20 protein-coding genes and 1 tRNA gene are annotated in these 22,124 nt (G+C 64.1%); 14 read left to right on the forward strand and 7 right to left on the reverse strand.

Annotated elements, in window-relative coordinates; all coding sequences use genetic code 11:
- Positions 1 to 256 precede the first annotated feature (256 nt).
- The 10 genes from NX782_RS14220 (at position 257) to NX782_RS14265 (ending at position 11,580) form a co-directional block, all read left to right on the forward strand.
- Positions 257 to 784, forward strand: coding sequence for a DUF4402 domain-containing protein (locus NX782_RS14220; RefSeq protein ID WP_258846129.1), 528 nt, complete (start codon positions 257 to 259; stop codon positions 782 to 784).
- 32 nt (positions 785 to 816) lie between these two features.
- Positions 817 to 1,308 carry a DUF4402 domain-containing protein gene (locus tag NX782_RS14225; protein ID WP_258846130.1) on the forward strand — a complete coding sequence of 164 codons (492 nt, stop codon included), beginning with the start codon at positions 817 to 819 and terminating at the stop codon, positions 1,306 to 1,308.
- Between the two features lie 11 nt (positions 1,309 to 1,319).
- Positions 1,320 to 2,165, forward strand: coding sequence for a fimbrial biogenesis chaperone (locus NX782_RS14230; RefSeq protein WP_258846131.1), 846 nt, complete (start codon positions 1,320 to 1,322; stop codon positions 2,163 to 2,165).
- A gap of 4 nt (positions 2,166 to 2,169) precedes the next feature.
- Positions 2,170 to 4,806 carry a carboxypeptidase-like regulatory domain-containing protein gene (locus NX782_RS14235; protein ID WP_258846132.1) on the forward strand — a complete coding sequence of 879 codons (2,637 nt, stop codon included), beginning with the start codon at positions 2,170 to 2,172 and terminating at the stop codon, positions 4,804 to 4,806.
- Positions 4,807 to 4,851: 45 nt separating this feature from the next.
- Positions 4,852 to 6,063 carry a BaiN/RdsA family NAD(P)/FAD-dependent oxidoreductase gene (locus NX782_RS14240; protein WP_258846133.1) on the forward strand — a complete coding sequence of 404 codons (1,212 nt, stop codon included), beginning with the start codon at positions 4,852 to 4,854 and terminating at the stop codon, positions 6,061 to 6,063.
- Between the two features lie 105 nt (positions 6,064 to 6,168).
- Complete coding sequence (gene rpsU / locus NX782_RS14245) at positions 6,169 to 6,381, forward strand: 30S ribosomal protein S21 (protein ID WP_005665410.1); 213 nt, start codon at positions 6,169 to 6,171, stop codon at positions 6,379 to 6,381.
- A gap of 139 nt (positions 6,382 to 6,520) precedes the next feature.
- Positions 6,521 to 6,970, forward strand: a complete 450-nt coding sequence (locus NX782_RS14250) for a GatB/YqeY domain-containing protein (protein WP_258846134.1) — start codon at positions 6,521 to 6,523, stop codon at positions 6,968 to 6,970.
- A 154-nt stretch (positions 6,971 to 7,124) separates the two neighbouring features.
- Positions 7,125 to 8,927, forward strand: a complete 1,803-nt coding sequence (gene dnaG / locus NX782_RS14255; RefSeq protein WP_258846135.1) for a DNA primase — start codon at positions 7,125 to 7,127, stop codon at positions 8,925 to 8,927.
- 251 nt (positions 8,928 to 9,178) lie between these two features.
- On the forward strand, positions 9,179 to 11,383 hold the full coding sequence (gene rpoD / locus NX782_RS14260; protein WP_258846203.1) for an RNA polymerase sigma factor RpoD: 2,205 nt from the start codon (positions 9,179 to 9,181) through the stop codon (positions 11,381 to 11,383).
- Positions 11,384 to 11,501: 118 nt separating this feature from the next.
- Positions 11,502 to 11,580 (forward strand) — tRNA-Ile (locus NX782_RS14265).
- A gap of 69 nt (positions 11,581 to 11,649) precedes the next feature.
- Here NX782_RS14265 and NX782_RS14270 read toward each other — a convergent pair.
- The 5 genes from NX782_RS14270 to NX782_RS14290 form a co-directional block, all read right to left on the reverse strand.
- Complete coding sequence (locus tag NX782_RS14270) at positions 11,650 to 12,063, reverse strand: hypothetical protein (RefSeq protein ID WP_258846136.1); 414 nt, start codon at positions 12,061 to 12,063, stop codon at positions 11,650 to 11,652.
- The gene (locus tag NX782_RS14275) at positions 12,060 to 12,665 is read right to left on the reverse strand and encodes a lysozyme family protein (RefSeq protein ID WP_258846137.1); all 606 of its coding nucleotides are present in this window, start codon (positions 12,663 to 12,665) and stop codon (positions 12,060 to 12,062) included. Before NX782_RS14275 ends, NX782_RS14270 begins: the two co-directional genes overlap by 4 nt.
- A 10-nt stretch (positions 12,666 to 12,675) precedes the next feature.
- On the reverse strand, positions 12,676 to 13,230 hold the full coding sequence (locus NX782_RS14280; RefSeq protein WP_258846138.1) for a PAAR domain-containing protein: 555 nt from the start codon (positions 13,228 to 13,230) through the stop codon (positions 12,676 to 12,678).
- 185 nt (positions 13,231 to 13,415) lie between these two features.
- On the reverse strand, positions 13,416 to 14,612 hold the full coding sequence (locus NX782_RS14285) for an HAF repeat-containing protein (protein WP_258846139.1): 1,197 nt from the start codon (positions 14,610 to 14,612) through the stop codon (positions 13,416 to 13,418).
- A gap of 139 nt (positions 14,613 to 14,751) precedes the next feature.
- Positions 14,752 to 15,417: an endonuclease III domain-containing protein gene (locus NX782_RS14290; RefSeq protein WP_258846140.1), complete on the reverse strand. Its 666-nt coding sequence runs from the start codon at positions 15,415 to 15,417 to the stop codon at positions 14,752 to 14,754.
- Positions 15,418 to 15,619: 202 nt separating this feature from the next.
- On the opposite strand from NX782_RS14290, the gene NX782_RS14295 reads away from it, so the two are divergent.
- Entirely contained in the window at positions 15,620 to 16,078 is a 459-nt protein-coding gene (locus tag NX782_RS14295; RefSeq protein ID WP_258846141.1) for a glycine zipper 2TM domain-containing protein, read from the forward strand.
- 27 nt (positions 16,079 to 16,105) lie between these two features.
- Here NX782_RS14295 and NX782_RS14300 read toward each other — a convergent pair whose 3' ends face one another.
- Positions 16,106 to 18,391: a CHASE domain-containing protein gene (locus tag NX782_RS14300; RefSeq protein WP_258846142.1), complete on the reverse strand. Its 2,286-nt coding sequence runs from the start codon at positions 18,389 to 18,391 to the stop codon at positions 16,106 to 16,108.
- A gap of 79 nt (positions 18,392 to 18,470) precedes the next feature.
- On the opposite strand from NX782_RS14300, the gene NX782_RS14305 reads away from it, so the two are divergent.
- Positions 18,471 to 18,926, forward strand: a complete 456-nt coding sequence (locus NX782_RS14305; RefSeq protein WP_258846143.1) for a hypothetical protein — start codon at positions 18,471 to 18,473, stop codon at positions 18,924 to 18,926.
- A gap of 54 nt (positions 18,927 to 18,980) precedes the next feature.
- Entirely contained in the window at positions 18,981 to 19,598 is a 618-nt protein-coding gene (locus NX782_RS14310; RefSeq protein ID WP_258846144.1) for an LON peptidase substrate-binding domain-containing protein, read from the forward strand.
- On the opposite strand, the gene NX782_RS14315 is transcribed toward NX782_RS14310, so the two are convergent.
- Complete coding sequence (locus NX782_RS14315) at positions 19,599 to 20,327, reverse strand: EF-hand domain-containing protein (protein WP_258846145.1); 729 nt, start codon at positions 20,325 to 20,327, stop codon at positions 19,599 to 19,601.
- 327 nt (positions 20,328 to 20,654) lie between these two features.
- Here NX782_RS14315 and NX782_RS14320 point away from each other — a divergent pair, with 327 nt between their 5' ends.
- Positions 20,655 to 22,118: a DEAD/DEAH box helicase gene (locus NX782_RS14320; protein WP_258846146.1), complete on the forward strand. Its 1,464-nt coding sequence runs from the start codon at positions 20,655 to 20,657 to the stop codon at positions 22,116 to 22,118.
- The last annotated feature ends 6 nt before the right edge of the window (positions 22,119 to 22,124 follow it).

Genomic DNA, 22,124 nt, shown 5'->3' on the forward strand with positions numbered 1-22,124 from the left:
ATCCCGTTCCTCTTCAATTTGCAAACAGCGTATTGCTACGCCTTTGCGTCGCGCCTCTTCGATGTAACAAATCCCGCGAACCATGTCATGTGGGACGGATTTTCTGACAAAAAATTTGCTGAAAGTCCGTCATGGCCGCCGTAAGATGATCTTGCATCATGGAAAAAATGCAGCAGAAGGCCGTGGATTTGCTTGCATATGGAAACCTTGGCTGGCTGCGCTTCTTCGTGAATACCCACTTGAAAGAAGAGAACCAATGAGCAAGCAATCGCGTATCACCCTGGTGGCGGCCCTGGCCGCCGTTGGCCTGGCTCTGCCGGGCGCGAGCATGGCGGCCAGCGCCACGGCAACTTCGAGCAGCACCGTCGTCACGCCGATCACCATCACCAAGAGCGCTGATCTGGCGTTCGGTAAATTCGCTGCCGGTGCGGCCGCCGCCGGCACCGTCACCGTCAGCACCAGCGGCGCGCGCACCGTCGATGGCGGCGTGGTGGCGATGAGCAGCACCACCAGCGCGGCCAGGTTCGACGTGGGCGGCGAAGCCGGTGCGACCTATTCGATCACGCTGTCCGGCCCGACCGAGCTGAGCTCGGGCTCCGACACCATGGCCTTCAGCCCCGTGAGCGACCTGACCGGCGCCAACACCATCTCGGGCACGGTGACCAGCGGCACCCTGACCGCCGGCACGCAGTCGATCTACGTCGGCGGCGTGTTGACCGTGAGCGCGAACCAGGCTGCCGGGACCTACAGCGGTTCCGTGACCGCTTCGGTCGACTACAACTGAACGAGAGGGGAGCGCTTCCGTCCTTGGCCGGCATGTTCGCGCATCGCGCCTTCGCCTTGCGGACCGGCGGCCTGGCCATGGCCGCCTGCCTGCTGCCGGCGGCGCCGGGCGCGTCGGCCCAGCAGGTCGTGCTCACCGCCTCGCGTTCGCTCGATTTCGGGCGCTTCATTGCCCGCAGCGGCGGCACCATCACGGTCAGCCCGAGCGGCGCGCGCAGCAGTACGGGGGCCGTCATCCTGCTGAATTCGTCGAGCGCCGGGCCGGCCGTCTTCAATGTCGGCACGAGCAATGGCGGCGTCTCCAACAAGGCAGTGGCGATCACGCTGCCGGCAAACAGCAGCATCCGCATGACCAGCGCCACCGGCAGCATGCCGCTGAGTGCTTTCGTCACGTCCCCCGCAACGATCCTGATGGTCCCGGCCAGCGGCGTGACGCTGTCGGTGGGCGCGACCATGACAGTCGCCGCCGGTCAGCCGCGCGGCAATTACACGGGATCGATCCCGCTCATCGTCAACTTTCAGTAGAAGCAGATCACATGGCATTCTCCGCGTTGGCAATCCGCCGTCCCATCCTGCTGGCTGGTCTCCTGTTTCTCGCCCAATCTCTCGCCCAATCGGCCTGGGCCGAGCTGATGCTGCACCCGACCCGTCTGGTGTTCGACAAGAACCAGCGCGCCGCGCAGATCGAGTTGATCAACAACGGCAGCACCCCTGCAACCTACCGCATCTCCCTGCTCAACCGCCGGATGCTTGAAAACGGCCAGTTCGAAGCCATCGAGACCCCGGCGCCGGGCGAACAGTTTGCCGATCCGATGCTGCGTTACTCGCCGCGCCAGATCACGCTGCGGCCGGGCAGCGCCCAGACCGTGCGGGTGATGCTGAGGAAGCCCGCCGAACTGGCGGACGGCGAGTACCGCTCGCACCTGCAGTTCGAACGCCTGCCCGAAGCCGAAGGCAGCACCAGCATCGAGAGCCAGGCCGGCGGCAAGGACATCGGCGTGGTGCTGAACACCCTGATCGGCGCCTCGGTGCCGGTGATCGTCCGCCATGGCGCGACCGCGGCGACGGTGCGCCTGTCCGGGCTGGCGCTGGCGCGCGAGGGCAAGCAGCCTGTCCTGGCGCTGCAGTTCGACCGCGAGGGCAGCAGCTCGGTCTACGGCGACCTGGCCGTCAGCTTCACGCCGCGCGGCGGCAAACCGCAACAGCTGGCGCTGGTCGGCGGCATCGCGGTGTACACGCCGAACCGGAGCCGCAAGGCGGCGGTGCCGCTGCAGGTCCCGAGCGGGAACGCGCTGGCGCACGGCACCATCGAGGCAAGCTACCGCGACCGCCCGGAAGCCGGCGGCAAGGTCCTGGCCCAGGCCACCCTCGAACTTCCCTGAGTGGATGCGCGCGGCCGGGACGCTTGCGCTGGCGCTGCTGTTTGCGGCCCTCGCGGCGCCGGCGGCTGCCCATGCGGCGGCGCCCGTGGCGTCACGTCCCGCCCCAGGCCCTGAATCGAACCTGCTGCTGTTCGAAGTCCGGCTCGGCGACCAGGTGCTCAGCGACGCCGTCAGCGCCTACCAGATCGGCAAGGACATCTATCTGCCGCTGGGCGAGATGGCGCGCCTGCTGACCCTGGCCATCCGAATCGCGCCGGGCGAGGGCAAGGCCAGCGGCTATATATTGACCGAGGAGCGCGGCTTCAGCCTCGACGTGCCGGCGGGTGCGATCGGCATCGCCGGCAGGCAGGAAGCGCTGGACCGCGCGCAGGTCAAGCTGGAGGACGACGAGATCTATGTGGCCAGCCGGCTGCTGGCGACCTGGCTGCCGGTCGACCTCGACGTCGACATGCCCAGCCTGACGGTCAAGGTGCGTCCGCGCGAACAGCTGCCGCTGCAGGCGCGGCTCGCAAGGCGCGAACGCGGCCAGCAATCCGGCCGCGGCGGCGGCGCCATCGACCCCGGCTACCCGCGCCTGGCCATACCTTACCGGCTGGTCGATGTGCCCTTCATCGACCAGACCGCGAGCCTGTCGGTGGCGCGCGCCGGCGCCCGCCGCGAGGCCGAGTCGAGCTACACCGGCTATCTCACCACCGACCTGCTGGGCCTGGAGGCGGCGCTGTACGCCAGCTACAACCGGCGCGACCCGAATGCCGGCCTGCGCCTGACCCTGGGCCGCAACGATCCGGGCGCCGGCCTGCTCGGACCGCTGCATGCGCGCAGCGCCCTGGTCGGCAGCGTGCCGGTCCAGGGCGTCGCCAACATCTCGGCCAACAGCGCGACCGGCAACGGCCTGACTCTCAGCAACCGCCCGCTGGACCAGCCGACCCGCTTCGACAGCCACAGCCTGCAGGGCGACCTGCCGCCGGGCTGGGACGTCGAGCTGTACTACAACGATGCGCTGGTCGGCTTCCAGCAGTCGCGCCCGGACGGCAAGTACAGCTTCGACGACCAGCCGCTGGTGTACGGCCCCAACGAATTCCGCCTGGTGTTCCACGGCCCGCTCGGCCAGCTGCGGGTGGAGCGCCAGAGCTTCCTGCTGGAGCAGTCGGCGGTGCCGCGCGCTACGGTCTACTACGATGTCGCCGCGCACCGCGACGCGTTCGGGCGCGAGCGCGCGCTGGCCCAGGTGGAGTGGGGCGTGAACGAACACCTGAGCGCCAGCGCCGGCGTGCTGCGCATCCCCTTGCTGCAGGACGAGCAGCGCTACACCACGCTCGGGCTGCGCGGCTATCTGCAGTCCTTCATCCTGAGCGGCGATATCGCCCAGCAAAGCGGCGGCGGCAGGATGGCGCAACTGGGCCTCAAGACCCGGCTGGGGAACGTGTCGCTGGCGGCCAGCCGGACCAGGCTGGACGACTTCAGCAGCGAATACTTCCTGCCGAGCTTCGATCCGGTGCGCACGCGCGACGAGCTGCGCGCGGATGGCACGCTGATGGGCGCGCTGGGCAGGGACACGACGATGGTGTTCCCGCTGTCCCTGCAAGTGCGCCGCGACGCGCTGGCTTCCGGCGAGCGCAATATCGAAGTGCAGGGCCGGATATCGGCCTACGGCGCCGGCCTGGCCGTCAGCAACACGCTGCGCTGGCAAACGCTGGGCGGGCGCAGCACGGCCGATGGCCAGCTGCAGCTCAGCCGCCGCGTCGCGGGGATCGGCCTGAGCGGCCAATTGCAGTACCTGATCAAGCCGCGGGCGGAACTGGGCAGCGTGGCGCTGGCGGCCGACCGCTATTTCGCCGATGGCTATGTCGGCAACCTCGGCTGGATGCACAGCTTCGGCCATGGACCGAACCGCATGACGGCCTCGCTGAACAAGAGCCTCGGCAGCTTTGGGCTGGGCCTGAGCGCCTTCTACGGCAACAGCCGCGACTACGGCGCCGGCATCCAGCTGTTCATGGCGATGGGACTGGAGCCGCGCAGCGCGCGCGTGCTGACCGATGCGCAGCCGATGGCGAATACCGGCGGCGTCTCGGTGCGGGTCTTCCTCGACAAGAACCAGAACGGCGCGATGGACCCCGAAGATGAGCCGATCCGCGGCGCCGGCTTTACCGTCAACGGCGGCGGCCACCTGAGCCGCACCGACGCCGCCGGCATCGCCTACCTCGGGCGCCTGCCGGCCAACCGCTACGTCGACATCGCCCTCGACCCGGACACGCTCGAGGACCCGCAATGGCAGCCGCGGCAGAAGGGCGTGCGCATCGTGCCGCGGCCGGGCAAGGTGGCGGCGCTCGATTTCGCGGTCGGCATGACGGGCGAGATCGACGGCACCACGTATTTGATCGGCAAGGGCGGCAAGCGCCCGATCGGCGACCTCAACCTGGAGCTGGTGGATAGTACGCGCAAGGTGGTCGCCAGCATGCGCAGCGCCGCCGACGGCTATTACGTCATCACCGGGATCTTCCCCGGCGAGTACCTGCTGCGCATCGAACCGGCCCAGCTCAAGCGCCTGGGGCTGAGCGACACCGGCATGCACCTGGTGACCATCAATCAGGAGGGCAATGTGTTGAACGGCCGCGATTTCTACGTGCAGGGAGGCGAGTAGGCGCGCTACAATCTCGTCCTTTGTGCGCTGCAAAAGGTGGGTGGGATGGCAGGACGATATGACGTGGTGGTGATCGGCGCGGGCGCGGCCGGCATGATGTGCGCGGCGGTGGCTGGCCGGCGCGGCAAGCGCGTGCTGCTGGTCGACCATGCCACCAAGCTGGCGGAGAAGATCCGCATCTCCGGCGGCGGCCGCTGCAATTTCACCAACATCAACGCCGGCTGGCAGAACTTTGTGTCGGAGAACCCGCACTTCTGCCGCAGCGCGCTGTCGCGCTATACGGCCCAGGATTTTTTGACACTTGTAAAAAAATACCGCATCGCGCACCACGAGAAGCACCGCGGCCAGCTGTTCTGCGACGATTCGTCGGAACAGATCATTCGCATGCTGAAGGATGAATGCGACGCCGGCGGCGTGGAATGGCGCATGCCCTGCAAAGTGACGGGCGTGGAGCAGACTGCGGAAGGCTTTGTGGTCGGCCTTGACACCGGGCCGATCGCCGCCGCCAACGTGGTGGTCGCCACCGGCGGCCTGTCGATCCCGAAGATCGGCGCCACCGATCTCGGCTACCGCATCGCCAAGAGCTTCGGCCTGAACATGATCGAACCGCGCCCGGGTTTGGTGCCGCTGACCTTCGACGGCCCGAGCTGGCAGCCTTTCGTGCCGCTGGCCGGCATCGCGCTGGAAGTCGAGGTCGAGACCGGCAGCAAAAAAGGCAAGGGCGCCAAATATGGTCACTTCCGCGAAGACCTGCTGTTCACCCACCGCGGCCTGTCCGGTCCGGCGATCCTGCAGATCTCGAGCTACTGGCAACCGGGCACGCCCATCGTCCTGAACCTGCTGCCGGAACTGGACGTGGCCGAAGAGTTGATCGCTTCCAAGACCAGCGTAAAGAAACAGCTGGGCAATATCTTGTCGCAGTGGCTGCCGGCGCGCCTGGCCGAGGGCTTGTTGACGGCGAATGGCTTCGCCCCGGACGCGCGCCTGCCGGACATGGCCGACGCCAAGCTGCGCAAGCTAGGCGATGCGATCAACCGCTGGTCCATCGTGCCGACCGGTTCCGAAGGCTATAAAAAGGCCGAGGTGACGCTGGGCGGCATCGACACGCGCGAACTGTCGCAGCAGACGATGATGGCGAATAAGGTGCCGGGCCTGTATTTCATCGGCGAGACCGTCGACGTGACCGGCTGGCTGGGCGGCTACAACTTCCAGTGGGCCTGGGCTTCGGGTTACGTGGCCGGCAACAGTATCGAGTGAGATGCTCAATGTGGCAATTGCGGCACAGGCTGAGAAAACTTAGCACATTGCCGGAAAAGCTGTTAGAATTTCGTTCTTCCCTAAATCCAACGGTTTCATTTTTACATGACCACTATCCGCCTTAAAGAAAACGAGCCGTTCGAAGTCGCTATGCGTCGCTTCAAGCGCACTATCGAAAAAACCGGTCTGCTGACCGAACTGCGCGCACGCGAGTTCTACGAGAAGCCGACTGCAGAGCGCAAGCGCAAGCTGGCCGCAGCCGTGAAGCGTCACTACAAGCGTATCCGCAGCCAGCAGCTGCCGAAGAAGCTGTACTAATTCCATTCAGCTGCCCCATCCGGCGACGGCCTGTGCCAGTCCCGGCTTTTGAGGCCTGAATCTGTCGAAGCCCGCTCCGGTCGATGCCGCAGCGGGTTTTGCCTTTTTCCCTTTTTAAAAATAATACTGTGGAGAATCCATGAGCTTGAAAGCACAACTGACCGACGACATGAAGGCCGCCATGCGCGCCAAGGAAAGCGAACGCCTGGCCACCATCCGCCTTGTTCTTGCCGAAATCAAGCGCAAGGAAGTGGACGAGCGTATCGAACTGGACGATGCCCAGGTCACCGCCGTCGTCGAGAAGATGATCAAGCAGCGCAAGGATTCGATCACCCAGTTCGAAGCCGGCGGCCGCCAGGATCTGGCCGACATCGAAAAGAAGGAACTGAGCGTGCTGACCGCCTACATGCCGGCCGGCCTGTCGGATGAGGAAGTTGCCGCCGAAGTGCAGGCCGCGATCGCCGCTTCCGGTGCCGCCGGTCCGCAGGACATGGGCAAGGTCATGGGTATCCTGAAGCCCAAGCTGGCAGGCCGCGCCGATATGACGGCCGTGTCGGCACAAGTGAAGAAGGCGCTGGCAGGGGCTTAATCCCGGCCGATCAGGGGCGGCTGTGGGAGTTCTTCCACGGCCGCGTCGGCTTTCTCCTATTCAGGGTGGCAATGCCCTGTTGCCTTGCTACAAATCAATTGCTAGCGGGCGCTGCGGTATAGTCTGAGTTTAGACAAATACTGGTATTCATCTAGTGATTCCGCAATCTTTCATTACCGATCTGCTCAACCGCATTGATATCGTCGATGTGGTTGGCCGCTACGTCCAGCTGAAAAAGGGCGGCGCCAACTACATGGGCCTGTGCCCTTTTCACAATGAAAAGTCGCCCAGCTTCACGGTGAGCCCGACCAAGCAGTTCTACCACTGCTTCGGCTGCGGTGCGCACGGCACCGCCATCGGCTTCCTGATCGAGTACTCGGGCATGGGCTTCGTCGATGCGGTCAAGGACCTGGCCCAGGGCGTCGGCATGGTCGTGCCGAACGACGACGACAAGATTCCGCCGGCCCAGCGCGCCGCCCAGCAGGCGCAGTCGCTGGCGCTGACCGATGCGCTGCAGCAGGCCTGCGATTTTTATCGCGCGCAATTGCGCACCGCGCCGAACGCGATCGCCTACCTGAAGGGCCGCGGCCTGACGGGCGAGGTGGCCGCCCGCTTCGGCATGGGCTATGCGCCGGCCGGCTGGGACAACCTGCGTTCCGTCTTCAAGGATTACGATGCGCTCGCGCTGGTCGAGTCCGGCCTGGTCATCGACAAGGTCGACGAGGACGGCGGCAACAAGAAACGCTACGACCGCTTCCGCGAACGCGTCATGTTCCCGATCCGGAACACCAAGGGCCAGGTGATCGGCTTTGGCGGCCGCGTGATGGATGGCGGCGAACCGAAATACCTGAACTCGCCGGAAACCCCGCTGTTCAACAAGGGGCAAGAGCTGTACGGCCTGTTCGAGGCGCGCCAGCCGATCCGCGATGCCGGCTACGTGCTGGTGACCGAAGGCTACATGGACGTGGTTGCGCTGGCCCAGCTCGGCTTTCCGCAGGCGGTGGCGACGCTCGGCACGGCCTGCACCAGCACCCACGTGCAAAAGCTGCTGCGCCAGACCGACCACGTGATCTTCAGCTTCGACGGCGACAAGGCCGGCCGCCGCGCCGCCCGCCGCGCGCTGGAAGCCTGTTTGCCGCAGATGTCGGACGACAAGACCATCAAGTTCCTGTTCCTGCCGCAAGAGCATGATCCGGACAGCTACGTGCGCGAATTCGGCGCCGACGCTTTCGCCCGCGAAATCGACGAAGCGATGCCGCTGTCGTCGTTCCTGCTGCGCGAAGTCACGCAGGAGCACGACCTCGACACGCCGGAGGGCAGGGCGCACGCCCAGTTCGAAGCCAAGCCGCTGCTGCAGGCGATGGCGCCGACCGCGCTGCGTCTGCAGATCGTGCGCGGCCTGGCCAGCATGACGCAGTCGACGCCGGCCGAGATCGAAGCCCTGTTCGAGCTGTCCAAGCCGGTATCGGTCGCGCGCAAGGCGCCACCGCGCCAGGGCCGGCCGGAGCCGGTCGGGCTGGAGCTGCAGATCATGCGCATGCTGGTGGCCCATCCCTCGATCGCGCTGGACCTCGACGAAGCCGCGCTGCGCGCCTTCGACCACTTCGGCGCCGAGCCGGCGGACCGCCTGCGCTGGCTGGTGGCCCAGGCCCAGGCCTTGGGGGCGAACGCCAGCTTCGCCGCCTTGTCCCAGCAATTGAAGGAAGCCAGCACCGAGTTCGATCACCTGGTCGCGGAAATCGCGTCCGAACCCGAATCGGATATCGACGCCGACCGCATTTGGATTACCAGTGCTGTGCGGCAAATCAAGATGGATGCATTGAAACAGGAGTTGAACCAGTTGTTTTCTTCCGGGCTGACCCCAGATCAGGTGAGTGCCCGCTATCGCGAAATCACAGCACAGCAGGACCTCTTGATGCGGGAAGCCGCAAACGACACCCCAGCGAAATTCGCCTGATGCACATGCTCGGCGACAAGGGTGTTCTCGACTGGAAAATACAGGGGTGCGTGCTATAATAAAACGCTAACTATTGCAAGCTTTGAAACGTCTTTTCGTCGTCAGGCATGCATGGAGTTTCAGTTAGCAGGGCAGTGCAAGCAAGGTAACAAAACTTTATCTTTAACCTAGTAAAGTAAGTCGTCGTGACTTCGAAAGCGCCTGTGCCAACCAAGAAACCCGAAACCAAAGTGGCTACCAAATCCACCAGGATGTCCGCCAAGGCGGACAATTCACAAGACAAGGCGGAAGCCCGCGTCGCGGGTGTTGCGCCTGTAAGCCAGACGACCGATGCGGAAGCACTTGCCGCGATCGATACGTCGGGCTACGTGCTGCCGGCCGTCAAGGTCCCGGGGCGGCGTGGCCGCAAGCCCAAGGAATTCACGCCCGAGAACGACGAAGTCGCCGCGTTGAACGCGGTCGAGCGCGCCGAACTGAAAGCCGCGGACAAGGCCAAGGCCAAGGACCGCAAGGCCAAGGAAAAAGCGCTGCTGAAAGACGCGTTCTCGTCGGATACCGAGGCGAGCGAGGAAGAGATCGAGGTCCGCCGCAACAAGCTCAAGGCCCTGATCAAGTCGGGCAAGGAGCGCGGCTTCCTGACCTATTCCGAGATCAACGACCACCTGCCGGACAACATCGTCGATCCGGAAGCGATCGAAGGCATCATCGGCACCTTCAACGACATGGGCATCGCCGTCTACGAGCATGCCCCTGACGCCGAAACGCTGCTGCTGTCCGACAACGTCGCCACCGTGACCAGCGACGACGAAGCCGAAGCTGCCGCCGAAGCCGCCCTCTCGACCGTCGATTCCGACTTCGGCCGCACGACCGACCCGGTCCGCATGTACATGCGCGAAATGGGCTCGGTCGAGCTGCTGACCCGCGAAGGCGAGATCGAAATCGCCAAACGCATCGAGGACGGCCTGCGCGACATGATCCAGGCGATCTCTGCCTGCCCGGTGACGATCGCCGAGATCATCGACGCCTCGCGCCGCATCGAGAACGACGAGATCAAGATCGACGAGATCGTCGACGGCATGGTCGACCCCGACGAAGACGAGAACACCTCGCCGACCGCGGTTGCGCCGACTTCGACCGATGACGACGACGAGGACGAGGAAGAAGAAGCCGAGGAAGAGGAAGAGGAAGAAGAAGCCAGCGCCAGCTCCGGCGCGGCAGGCTATTCCGCCGAGCAGCTCGAGCAGCTGAAGGCCTCCGCCCTCGAGAAATTCGCCTTCATCGACCAGCAGTTCGACAAGATGCGCAAGGCCTACGAGAAGCAGGGCTATAACTCGAAGGACTACGTCAAGGCCCAGGAAGCGATCTCCAACGAACTGCTGGGCATCCGCTTCACCGCCAAGGTGGTCGAGAAGCTGTGCGACACCCTGCGCGGCCAGGTCGACGAAGTGCGCCATATCGAGAAGCAGATCCTGGACGTGGCCGTGAACCGCTGCGGCATGCCGCGCGCCCACTTCATCAAGGTCTTCCCGGGCAACGAGACGAACCTGGACTGGGTCGACGGTGAAGTCAACGCCGGCCACGCCTACAGCGCCATCCTCGGACGCAACATCCCGACGATCAAGGAGCTGCAGCAACGCCTGATCGACCTTCAGGCCCGTGTCGTCCTGCCGCTGCCGGATCTGCGCAACATCAACCGCCAGATGGCGGCCGGTGAGATGAAGGCGCGCAAGGCCAAGCGCGAAATGACGGAGGCGAACCTGCGTCTGGTCATCTCGATCGCGAAGAAGTACACCAACCGCGGCCTGCAATTCCTCGACCTGATCCAGGAAGGCAACATCGGCCTGATGAAGGCGGTGGACAAGTTCGAATACCGCCGCGGTTACAAGTTCTCGACCTACGCGACGTGGTGGATCCGTCAGGCCATCACCCGTTCGATCGCGGACCAGGCGCGCACGATCCGTATTCCGGTGCACATGATCGAAACGATCAACAAGATGAACCGGATCTCGCGCCAGATCCTGCAGGAGACCGGCGCCGAGCCCGATCCGGCGACCCTCGCGATCAAGATGGAAATGCCGGAAGACAAAATCCGGAAGATCATGAAGATCGCGAAAGAGCCGATTTCGATGGAAACGCCGATCGGTGACGACGACGATTCGCATCTGGGCGACTTCATCGAGGACAACAACACGCTGGCGCCTTCGGACGCAGCGCTGCATGCCTCGATGCGCGGCGTGGTGAAGGACGTGCTGGATTCGCTGACTCCGCGCGAGGCGAAGGTGTTGCGCATGCGCTTCGGCATCGAGATGTCGACCGACCACACGCTGGAAGAGGTCGGCAAGCAGTTCGACGTCACGCGTGAGCGGATTCGCCAGATCGAGGCGAAGGCGCTGCGTAAGCTGCGTCACCCGTCGCGCTCGGACAAGCTGAAGAGTTTCCTCGAGGGTAGCAGCTGATCGTTTGGTCTTGACGGACCCTAGCTAAAGGCAATATGCTCTCGCCACTTTGCATGCATGGTTGCTACCTTGCGTGCGACAGTGGCGAGTTTTTAGCGCCCTTGGATGTACCGCTTTCGGGCCTCTAGCTCATGCTTGGTTAGAGCAGCGGACTCATAATCCGTTGGTGCCCAGTTCGACTCTGGGGAGGCCTACCAAAAAGACAAAGGACTTAGGTGCAAGCCTAAGTCCTTTTTTGTTCGTGCTGACACAGCATTAATGACCTTTCATTGTTGCTCAGGGCACGCATTTGTCCATTCTGTCACGCTCATATATCTGATCTGTTCCCCTTTGGTATCCACTCGAAGACACTCTGAGGCCTTGCGATAATGAAAAATGCAGAGTACGCCGGCATCCATGGAGCATGAATCAACTTCAACAAAACCACGCTCTGCAAGTATCTTCTCCGTTCCAGAAAACTCGTATCCGTCATTACGATGCACGCGAACTGGTTTCCATCCCAGCTTCACAATCCGCGCTCGCGCTTTCGTGAAGGGCTCTCCAACTTTCAATCCCACATTTTCAGTTGTCGAGGCCGTTCGAACGCTATTGCTGTCGTTTGCGTTTTTCGAAAACGTTGGGGTCATCAGGGAAAACGCTAGGCCCGCGACTATCAACTTCTGTACGAAACGCTGCCTCATTTCCCTTTTCCTCCATTGGCTTGGTAAATCGCAAAAAATGCTTCGTATTTGACAAAAGGTTGAGGAGGGTACTGATTGCCGAGACCGGGGCCCTTTGGCAAGGCCGCCCATTTCTTTGCAGCCGGCCCCATGGCCTCTGCTATATTACCTTCCTTGATCTTATCGATCACGCCGATCGAGCGAAGCATCTCGACCGCAAGCAGATCCTGAGTCTTTGGAGAGAAATCCGATAGGCCCATTTTGCGGCCATGGTCGCGCCATGTATCGACTGTAATCTGATACATGCCAGACGCTGTAGTTCGCCCACCGAATCCGGGACCAGGATGTGTCGAAAAATCCGTAAAGCGCCAAGGATCGTTTCTCTTCCCTTTCACCGCTCCGTATTTGAAATCGTAGCCACCGCCTTCTGCTTCAGCGATCGCCTTTAGGAAGGCGCTTACATTCGGGTCGGCGAGTAAAGCTAGGTTCTCATTCAGGCGAGTCTTGCGTTCCTGAGCAACACGGATGATTTTGGCTTCGCTACTTTCCCTAGGCGTCGTTTTCATGCTTGCGCGCTTTACCAAGGTCTTGCCGGATGGTGAGGTCACGGTATCGCTGGACATGATTTCTCGATCAGATATAAATATCGATAACTTCGGCAATTGCAGTGGCAGAGAGAAGATGGGTGTGGCCTTGCGCATCAGTGATGCCGTGTTCTATCGCACCGGATGCACGCCTGATGGCATATTCGGTATGGACGAGCGGTTCGTTGGTAACATCGTCGAGAAGGACAAACCTGTCGTCAAAACTGGTCTTGGTGCCTTCTTTTTGCGTCCGGGCGCTGTCGGCGCCAGGCGATGTAAAGGAGTCGACAGCATTTGCCTGGGGTGCCGTGTCTCGACTGCTTCCGCTGGTTACTCCCGCGCCGTACTCGACAATGTCAGTGAACTGACTGGCGATGAGCACGGCACCACAAGCCGTTTTCATGCCTGCCAAAGCTACCCCTTTGCCATAAAACGTCGTCGTTAAAGCCCCTTCAACGATAGGGAAGGTGCCTTTACATTTTGGACATTGAACTTTGTGACCAATATAGGCGATGGGTTTTCCCATGCAGATGTCAGCAGGCGACCCTTCAAGAACAGTGCCGCCGTGACTGGTTTTATCTCCCTGACGAATAATTTCGGGCATTTCTACTTCCTACGGAATTGATCGGAGATAAAGATACAAGGCGAAAGCTACTGTGCAGGCATATCTTTTATAGACTTGTTCTCCGTCAAATAACTGCAGAGATCGTAGTTCGCATTCGTCGTATGCGCAGCCCGAGATTCATCGCGGACAGGCGGCCGCGTCGTTGAGCGTAGCCGCCTTGACCATCACTGCCCCAACGGCCTCACCACCTCCTTCGCCTGCGCCTCCACCTCAGCCTTCGCCTCGGCCGCCTCCTGCGCCGCCGTCAACCCCGACTGCGCCATCGGCCCCAGTTCCGCATCCGACTCCAGCACCGGCGCCGCCTCCAGATAAGGCCGAATCGGATCCAGCCGCACCGCATACCCGATCCCGCCCCGCACCGCATCGGCCGCGATCTGCCCCTTGTCGTTGATCGTCCGTGGAAACTGGATATTCCAGCCAAGGCGCGGATCGATCAGCGCATTCAGGCTTTCCATCTTGCGGCCGCGGTAGACGAAGCCGCTCAGATGGTTGCTGGAGCCGACCACGTGGCCGAGGTTGTTGATCGATTCGCCCAGGCTGAAGCGGTCCGCGGTCGGTGGGCGGCGGTCGATGTCGATCAGGCGGCCGTTGCTGTAGATGAAGGCGACCTGGTTGTGAAAGCCGGTCGGTACCGAGGCATAGCCGGTCACCTGGCCGCGGTCGTTGATCCCCAGCGCGTAGTTGGGTGTGAAGCCGAAGTCGCCCAGGTCGCGCATGACGCCCCTGGTCCAGAGGAAGGCGCGCAGCGGCGGGTCTGGCGCGAGGAAGGGGCCGGATTCGCCGACGATCTGGTTGCGGTTGTTCAGGGCTTCGGCCTGGGTGACGGCATCCTCGCCCGGCAGGGTGCCGATGTTCCTGAGGTGTCCGCTCGGGTCGCGCAGGAAGCTGCGCAGGCTGCTTGGCCCGGGATCGGTGCCGACGAAGCCCAGGGCGAGCGTATAGCCGGCATTGTTGATGTCGACGTAGGTGAGCGGCAGGCCGGGTGGGTCGCTGAGGTCGCGGGTCTTGCCGTGGTAGTAGATGAAGCCGCGCTGCTGGCCGCCCGTGGTGACCCGGTTGCCCAGTACCTGTCCCTTGTCGTTGATGGCGATGACCTGGCTTAAGCGGCCTCCCAAGGTGCCCAGGTCCACGAAGCGGTTGCCTCGGGTGACGAAGCTGCCGGTCCGGGTGCCGTCGGTGCCGATCGGGTAGGTGCCGACCACGACACCGGCATTGTTCATGTCGCTGACCCGACTGTTGGCGGGGCCGACGATCGTGACCCGATACTCCGGATAGGATGCGGCCGGGGCGGCCGAGACGGCCTGGATCGCAGCCAGCGCGAGCGGCAGCAGCGACAGGGAAACGAAATGACGCCTTTGCATGAGAATCTCCTTGGAAAACAAGGGCTTGCACAGGACGGCCAGCCCATGACCAAGGTGCGCCATCAAGGCGGTGCAGCTTTAGCCCGGCGCAATCCAGATCGGGTAAAACCCGCCATGCATATCGAACCGCTCAGCATCGCTAGCGATGCTCAAGCACGCCTACCTGCTGGCACATGTCCAGCACCGGACAGGTCGAACAGCGCGGCCGGTTGCCGGTGCAGATGTGTTTCCCGAAGGGCACCAACAGGCGGTTGATGTCTATCCAGTACTCCTGAGGCAGCTTCGCCTCCAGCGCCGCCAGGGTCTTCTCGGGCGTGGAGGCTGAGACATAACCCCAGCGTCCGGTCACCCGGTGCACGTGGATGTCGACGCTGATGACCGGGGTGCCGCAGGCGACGCCCAGCACCAGGTTCGCGCACTTCGGACCGACGCCGCCGAAGGACAGCAGCAGGTCGCGGTCGCCCGGCAGGATGCCGCCAAACGACGCTTCCACCTCGCGCGCAATGGCCAGCATCTGGTTGGCTTTGCGTTCGTGAAATGTACTGGGACTGATGAGTGCATCCAGCTCTTCCCAGGACAGCTGCGCCACCTGGGCCGGCGTGCGTGCACGGGCGAACAGCTTGCGCGAGACCGGCAGCGTCACCTCGTCGTAGGTGCGGATCGAGATCATGCAGGCCAGCAGTTGCTCGAAGACGGAGGTATAGCCTTCCTCGGCCAGCTGGAACAGCGCCGCCTTGGGCCAGGGCCGTACCGCCTCCTCGATGCGCGCGAATGCCGTACCAATCTCGAATGGGCGCTTTTCCATGGATAGCTTCCTTATGCCGGCGATACAGGAACAGGCAGGGTAGCTTTCCCTCGTGAACCCGTCCGTTCCATGCCGCACAGGCGCACTGCTCAAGCCTTCATTTACAACCGCTTGCATCTGATACGGAATCACTCTTTCCTGAACAGATCGCTGCCATTACCCTATGTCCATGCTTCTAACAAAATCACCAAGGGGAAATACCATGAACAAAATCTCTGCCATCGGCGCCCGTCTTGCTTTCGTTGCCGCCTTCGCCGCTGCCGGCGCCGCACCGCTGACTGCCCAGGCCGCACAGGACCACCATCAGAAAGCGTCGCACGCACGTTGCCAGAATTGCGGCACCGTGGTCTCGACCCGTACGTATGAACGCGCAGCCGAGCGCGCCAGCGGCCTGGGTGCCGGCGGCGGCGCCGTGGTCGGCGGTCTGCTGGGCAACCAGGTCGGCAGCGGCAATGGCCGCACGCTGGCCACCATCGCCGGCGCTGTCGGCGGCGCCTACGCCGGTAACCGTGTCGAGCGCAACATGCACAAGACCACCTACACCGATGTGCGCGTGCGCATGGCGAACGGCGGCTACCGTGTCTTTACCGAGCAGGGCAATCCGCGCTTCGGCAACGGCGACCGCGTGCGTGTCCAGCAGGGCCGCCTGATCCGCGATTGATTCGCGACTGAATGATGTCGGCCCCGCTCAGTGCGGGGTCGGGATATAGAGCGGATCCGGAGTTTCCTGCTGCGCACGCGGCAGGTAGATGCTGACCGTGGTGCCTTCATCCGGCCGGCTGGCCAGGCGGATATGGCCGCCGCTCTGCTTCACGAAGCCATGCGCCATCGACAGGCCGAGACCGGTGCCCTTGCCCTCCGGCTTGGTGGTGAAGAAGGGCTCGAAGGCGCGCTCCATCACTTCCGGCGGCATGCCGCTGCCGGTATCCGTCACCGCGATCTTTACATAGTCGTTCGGCTTGACGCCGGTCTCGCCCAGCTCGCTGTCGGGGGCGATCGTGACGTTCTCGATGGCGATCGTGATGTGACCCTGGTTGTTCATGGCGTCGCGCGCATTGATCACCAGGTTCAGCAGCACATTCTCCAGCTGGTTCGGATCGACCAGCGTATTCCACGGCGTGGCCGGCAGTTCGAAGCGGATCTCGATGGCGTCGCCGGCCGCGCGGTGCAGCAGGCTATCCATGCGATCGATCAGCTGCGCCGGATTGACCACGCTCGGGTGCAGCGGCTGGCGGCGCGCGAAGGCCAGCAACTGCGCAGTCAGCTTCTTTCCCCGTTCCACCGCATCCATGATGTTGAGCAGGCGCTTGCGGCTGCTTTCTTCGTTGCGCATCATGAGCTGCACGTTGGCGCTGATGATGTGCAAGATGTTGTTGAAGTCGTGCGCGACCCCGCCCGTCAGCTTGCCGACCGCCTCCAGCTTCTGCGAGCGCTCCAGTGCGGTGCGCGCCTCGACCAGGCGCTGCTGGCGCTGGCGTTCGCGCTCTTCCTGGGCCTTGCGCGGCCGGATGTCGCGCACGAAGGCGACGGCGCCGTAGCCGCCGTTCGACGGCAGGGCGGTGACCGCGATCTCGACCGGCAGCGTGCGTCCGTGGCGGTCCGCCAGCGCGATCTCGCTCGGCCCGGCCAGCAGCGCGCATTCGCCGCGTGAGGTGAAGGCCGCGAAATGGCCGCGCCAGCGCTCGCGCCATTCGGGCGCGGTGAACAGTTCGACGGCTTCGCGCCCCAGCGCTTCCTCCTCGCTCCAGCCGAACAGCTTGGCCGCCTGCGCGTTCCAGTCGGTGACACGGCCGTCCGGGCCGATCGCGAGGAAGGCGTCGTAGGCGTTCTGCAGGATCAGGCGGATGCGCTGGCGCTCGGCATCGATGCGGTCGCGCGATTCGCGCAGCTCGAGCGTCATGTCGCCGGCCAGCTGCAGGGCGCGGCGCCGTTCGGACGCCAACAGCCATACCACCAGGCTGAGCAGCAGGCCCAGGCCGATGCCGGTCGCGGCGATGGCCAGCGAGGGGCGCTTGTCGAGCGTGGCTTCGAGCTGCTTCGAGGAGCGGATCGACAGGGTCCAGGTGCGGCCCGCGGTATCGATCACGTCGGTGTGCGTGAACATGGCGCGACTGCCGGGCGCACGCGCGCCGGGCGAGCGGAACAGCAGGGCATCCTCGGCCAGCTCGTGGCCATCGTAGATCTCGACGTCGAGATCGGTCGCATGTTCGCCGCCCACGCCGCGCATCAGGTTGTTCATGCGGAAGGGTGCGTAGACCCAACCGACGATGGCGGCGCGGCGCTCTTCCACCGTCACGCGCGGCAGACCCTTGCGGTAGACCGGCACGTACACCAGGAAGCCGGGCTGCGCACTGCGCGTGCCTTCCTGCACCAGCGTGACGCGGCCGGTGGCGACGGCGTTGCCGGTGTCGCGCGCCGCTTCCATCGCACTGCGTCGCACCGGTTCGCTGAACATGTCGTAGCCGAAGGCGCGCAGGTTGCTGCCGCCGAAGGGCTGGATGTGGGTGATCGAGGTGTAGAACGCGCGTGGGCCGGGCGGCTTGACTTCGTAGCCGGCAAAGCCGGCGGCGCGCATCGCGCTGACGTGGGCACCGAGTTGCGCCGGCGGAACGATGGCGGCGATGCCCAGGGCCTGGATGCCGGGGAAGCTCTGGTTCAGGCGCAGCAGGGCATAGTAATCGGCGAAGTCGCCCTGGCTGATATCGACCGAGCCGCGCAGGAAGCCACGCGTGCCCTGCAGCACCTGTTCGTAGACCGCCATGCGGCGCACCACGCTGGCCGTCAGATCGCGGGCGCGGTAGTTGAAGCTGGCTTCGAGTTCGTTCTCGGCGCTGCGTTCGACCTTGTTCGCCACCACCCAGGTCACGATCAGCGACGCCAGGAAAACCAGCGCGGCCAGGAGCAGCGGGAGGGCGGCAGGGCTGCGCGAAGACGCGGCGGCGGCGGAGTCGGCAGGGCGGTCGGAAAGCGGCATGGTGGCAAATGATACCCGGGCATGTCCATACAAGGCGCACAGCAGTAGCCGGTCCCGTCATGGTATTGTCCGTGCCACCATGCCGAAGCACCTCCCCGATCCCGTTCCCGCCAACCATCTGCTGCGCCGTTTGCAATGGTCGTTGGCCGCCATCCTCGGCGCCGCGCTGTTGTGGGCGGCCCTGGCGCCACTGCATTATCCGACCCGCGAACGCCTGTTCGAATTTGCCCGTGGCGCGCCGCCGGTGCCGGCCGACGTGCGCCTGACGCTGGGCGTGCGCGACGTGCTGCTGCTGCGTAACCACGACCGCAAGCCGCACGTGTTCGGCCAGCTGCTGGTGCTGCCCGCGCACACGGTGCGCCTGCCTTTCGAGCAGGCCGGCGACTTTCCCTTCGCCTGCGACCTCGCGCCGGCATCGACGGTGATGGTGCGGGTGCAGCCCCAGCCCGACCCCGGCTGGAGCCGGCTGCGCTGGCGTCTGGCGGCGCTGCTGGAGGCGATCCGCACGCTGCCGGTGCAGGCGCCGGACGACTGAGATCGCCATGCAATCGTGCTCCATCCCGCAAAGCGAATCTGTCATGATGCGCGCATGGCCACGATCTCTTTACCGCTGTTCCCGCTCAGCACGGTCCTGTTCCCGGATGGCGTGCTGCCGCTGCAGATCTTCGAGGTGCGCTACCTCGACATGATCAGCCATTGCCTGACCGAGGACAGCCCCTTCGGTGTGGTGCTGCTGACGCATGGTCAGGAAGTGCGCACGCCCGAGGGACTGGAGCGCTTCGTGGCTTCGGGCACCCTGGCTTCGGTGCAGGACACCACGGCATCGACGCCGGGCCTGCTGCAGGTGGTGTGCCGCGGCGGCGCGCGCTTCCAGGTGCTCTCGAGCGAGCGGCGCAGCAATGGCTTGTGGATGGCCGATGCCGAACTGCTGGAAGACGACCACGCGGTGCGCATCCCGTCCGACCTGAAAGGGGCCGCCGATGCCCTCGACCGCGTGCTGGCCTCGCTGCACGACGTGCCGCAGAGCCGCTGGCCGGTGCAGCCGCCGTTCCGTCTGGATGATTGCGGTTGGGTCGCCAACCGCTGGTGCGAACTGCTGCCCTTGCCGAACCAGCAGAAGCAGCACATGCTGATGCTGGATAACCCGATGATCCGGCTTGAGCTGCTGCACGACGTGCTCGATGAGCATGGGCTGATTACTTCCTGATTACGCTGCCACGCTGATGCTGACGCTGCTGCTGTCGCCGGCATTGCCGCTCGAGGCCGCCGTGGCGTCGCTGCTGCCGCTGTTTTCGGCATACGCCTTCAGCAGGTGCAGAGCATGGGCCAGTTCGCGCATCGGGTCGTTCTGGGGACCGGCTTTTTCGCTCGCCACTTTCTTGTCGTAGGCGGCCTGCTCGGCATCGCTGACGGTGCCGTCGCCGTCGGTATCGGCGGCGGCGACGTAATCGGTGCTGGTGCTGCTGGTGCCATCCGTCGACGTGTCTTCGTCTTCGCTGCCGCCGACCCGGCCGCCACCGCCATGCGGACCGCCAGCGCCGCGAGGACCGCCGGCGCCGGCCGCGCCGTCGGCAGTTATTGCGCCCTCGGTGCCGGCCCTATCCCCGCCATCAGGCGGCGGACCGTCCGGCGGCGGACCGCCGCGGCCGACGCGCGAAGCGTCGAACTGGGCGTTGAGCTGATCGGACAGCTTGGTCATGGCCTCGGTGAGTTCGCTCTTGGTCACCTTGCCGTCGCTGTCGCCGTCGAGTGCGCTGAAGGTGTCGTCCACGTCGACAGCGCCGCCGCTTCCCTTGCCATTGCCGCCGACCTTGGACAAGGCGTCCTGCAGGTCGGTCTTCTCGATATAACCCTGGTTCCTGGTATCGAGCTTCGAAAAGACCGAGTCGGCCCACTTCGATACATTGCTGCCGCTGCTGCTGATGCTTGCCACCATGATGTGGTCCCTTTGATTAATGCACTCCATCAATTATCGGACGCAAACCCAAGGGCGAGGAGGGCGGAAAGCGTAAAGGCAAGTAAAGGAATGTAAAGGGAAACCTGCGGAAAAACGCGGTAAATGCGCGGGCAAAGTACAGGATTTCATATACAGAGGGGTCGATTTAAGGTAAATTGAGCGCGGTTTAGTATCTCTACGTCCGCCCAAGCCGCCACGCAGCGCATGCCGCGCAGGCGCGTCCCGTACCTCCGGAGTTTCCCGCGTTGGCCATGCCAGGGCCGCTTTGGCCGTAGAGCGCAACTCTTATTACGCCCGAAAGAAGAAATGTCTGAATCGACCACCAATGATGCTGGCGGCGCACCGACCGTGCGCTTTGCCGATTTCGGTCTGGCGCCTGAAATCCAGCGCGCGCTGTCGGACCAGGGCTACGTCCACCCGACTCCGATCCAGGCCCAGGCCATTCCCGTGGTGCTGGCCGGCCGCGACGTCATGGGCGCAGCCCAGACCGGCACCGGCAAGACCGCGAGTTTCTCGCTGCCGATCATCCAGAACCTGCTGCCGCATGCGAATACCAGCATGTCGCCGGCCCGTCACGCCGTGCGCGCGCTGGTCCTGACGCCGACCCGCGAACTGGCGATCCAGGTCGCAGAGAACGTCAAGGCCTACGCCCAGCACACCCCGCTGCGCTCCACCGTCGTGTTCGGCGGCATGGACATGAAGCCGCAAACCGAAATCCTGCGCAAGGGCGTCGAGATCGTGATCGCGACCCCGGGCCGCCTGCTCGACCACGTCGAACAGAAGAACATCAGCCTGGCCCAGGTGCAGATGCTGGTCATGGACGAAGCCGACCGCATGCTCGACATGGGCTTCCTGCCCGACCTGCAGCGCATCATCAACCTGCTGCCGAAGAAGCGCCAGAACCTGATGTTCTCGGCCACCTTCTCGCCGGAGATCAAGAAGCTGGCCGCCAGCTTCCTGACCGATCCGCTGACCATCGAAGTGGCGCGCAGCAATGCCACCAATACCTCGATCACCCAGGTGCTGTACAAGGTGGCGGAAGAGCAGAAGCGCGACGTCGTCGAACACCTGATCCGCTCGCGCGACCTGAAACAGGTGCTGGTGTTCTCGAACACCAAGATCGGCGCCTCGCGCCTGGCGCGCTACCTGGAGCAGGCCGGCATCAAGGCTTCCGCCATCCATGGCGACAAGACCCAGCAGGAACGCATCGCCGCACTCGACGCCTTCAAGAAGGGCGATATCGACGTGCTGGTCGCGACCGACGTCGCCGCGCGCGGCCTCGACATCACCGACCTGCCATGCGTGATCAACTACGACCTGCCGTACAACGCCGAAGACTATGTGCACCGTATCGGCCGCACCGGCCGCGCCGGCGCCACCGGCGATGCGCTGTCGGTCTATTCGGACAAGGACGAGCGCCTGCTGGTCGACATCGAGAAACTGATCAAGCAGACCATCACGCGCGGTGAGCTGAGCGGCTTCGCGCCGGGACGCAGCGGCAGCGGCGAGCGCACCGGCGACCGCGGCAGCAGCGGCCGCCGCCAGAGCGACAGTTCGCGCAGCTTCGAGCGCGGCGACCGTGGCGAGCGCAGCGAACGTGGTCCGCGCGGCCCGGGCGCACCGCGCCGCGAAAAGGTCGATCCGTGGTTCCTCAAGCCTTACGAGCCGGCCGCCGCGTCGCGCAAGGACCCGGCCGAAGCCGTGCCGGTCGCGCAGGCCAAGCCGAAGCAGAAGCTGGCGGCCCTGCTGGGCGGCTTGCCCAAGCAGTAAAACCAG

Source organism: Massilia norwichensis, from assembly GCF_024753245.1.
In the GTDB taxonomy this organism is placed as follows: Bacteria; Pseudomonadota; Gammaproteobacteria; order Burkholderiales; family Burkholderiaceae_D; genus Telluria; species Telluria norwichensis.

Coding starts and splice junctions, on each gene's coding strand:
- NX782_RS14220 (WP_258846129.1), top strand. CDS start 257: ATGAGCAAGCAATCGCGTATCACCCTGGTGGCGGCCCTGGCCGCCGTT.
- NX782_RS14225 (WP_258846130.1), top strand. CDS start 817: ATGTTCGCGCATCGCGCCTTCGCCTTGCGGACCGGCGGCCTGGCCATG.
- NX782_RS14230 (WP_258846131.1), top strand. CDS start 1,320: ATGGCATTCTCCGCGTTGGCAATCCGCCGTCCCATCCTGCTGGCTGGT.
- NX782_RS14235 (WP_258846132.1), top strand. CDS start 2,170: ATGCGCGCGGCCGGGACGCTTGCGCTGGCGCTGCTGTTTGCGGCCCTC.
- NX782_RS14240 (WP_258846133.1), top strand. CDS start 4,852: ATGGCAGGACGATATGACGTGGTGGTGATCGGCGCGGGCGCGGCCGGC.
- rpsU (WP_005665410.1), top strand. CDS start 6,169: ATGACCACTATCCGCCTTAAAGAAAACGAGCCGTTCGAAGTCGCTATG.
- NX782_RS14250 (WP_258846134.1), top strand. CDS start 6,521: ATGAGCTTGAAAGCACAACTGACCGACGACATGAAGGCCGCCATGCGC.
- rpoD (WP_258846203.1), top strand. CDS start 9,179: ATGTCCGCCAAGGCGGACAATTCACAAGACAAGGCGGAAGCCCGCGTC.
- NX782_RS14270 (WP_258846136.1), bottom strand. CDS start 12,063: ATGAGGCAGCGTTTCGTACAGAAGTTGATAGTCGCGGGCCTAGCGTTT.
- NX782_RS14275 (WP_258846137.1), bottom strand. CDS start 12,665: ATGTCCAGCGATACCGTGACCTCACCATCCGGCAAGACCTTGGTAAAG.
- NX782_RS14280 (WP_258846138.1), bottom strand. CDS start 13,230: ATGCCCGAAATTATTCGTCAGGGAGATAAAACCAGTCACGGCGGCACT.
- NX782_RS14285 (WP_258846139.1), bottom strand. CDS start 14,612: ATGCAAAGGCGTCATTTCGTTTCCCTGTCGCTGCTGCCGCTCGCGCTG.
- NX782_RS14290 (WP_258846140.1), bottom strand. CDS start 15,417: ATGGAAAAGCGCCCATTCGAGATTGGTACGGCATTCGCGCGCATCGAG.
- NX782_RS14295 (WP_258846141.1), top strand. CDS start 15,620: ATGAACAAAATCTCTGCCATCGGCGCCCGTCTTGCTTTCGTTGCCGCC.
- NX782_RS14300 (WP_258846142.1), bottom strand. CDS start 18,391: ATGCCGCTTTCCGACCGCCCTGCCGACTCCGCCGCCGCCGCGTCTTCG.
- NX782_RS14305 (WP_258846143.1), top strand. CDS start 18,471: ATGCCGAAGCACCTCCCCGATCCCGTTCCCGCCAACCATCTGCTGCGC.
- NX782_RS14310 (WP_258846144.1), top strand. CDS start 18,981: ATGGCCACGATCTCTTTACCGCTGTTCCCGCTCAGCACGGTCCTGTTC.
- NX782_RS14315 (WP_258846145.1), bottom strand. CDS start 20,327: ATGGTGGCAAGCATCAGCAGCAGCGGCAGCAATGTATCGAAGTGGGCC.
- NX782_RS14320 (WP_258846146.1), top strand. CDS start 20,655: ATGTCTGAATCGACCACCAATGATGCTGGCGGCGCACCGACCGTGCGC.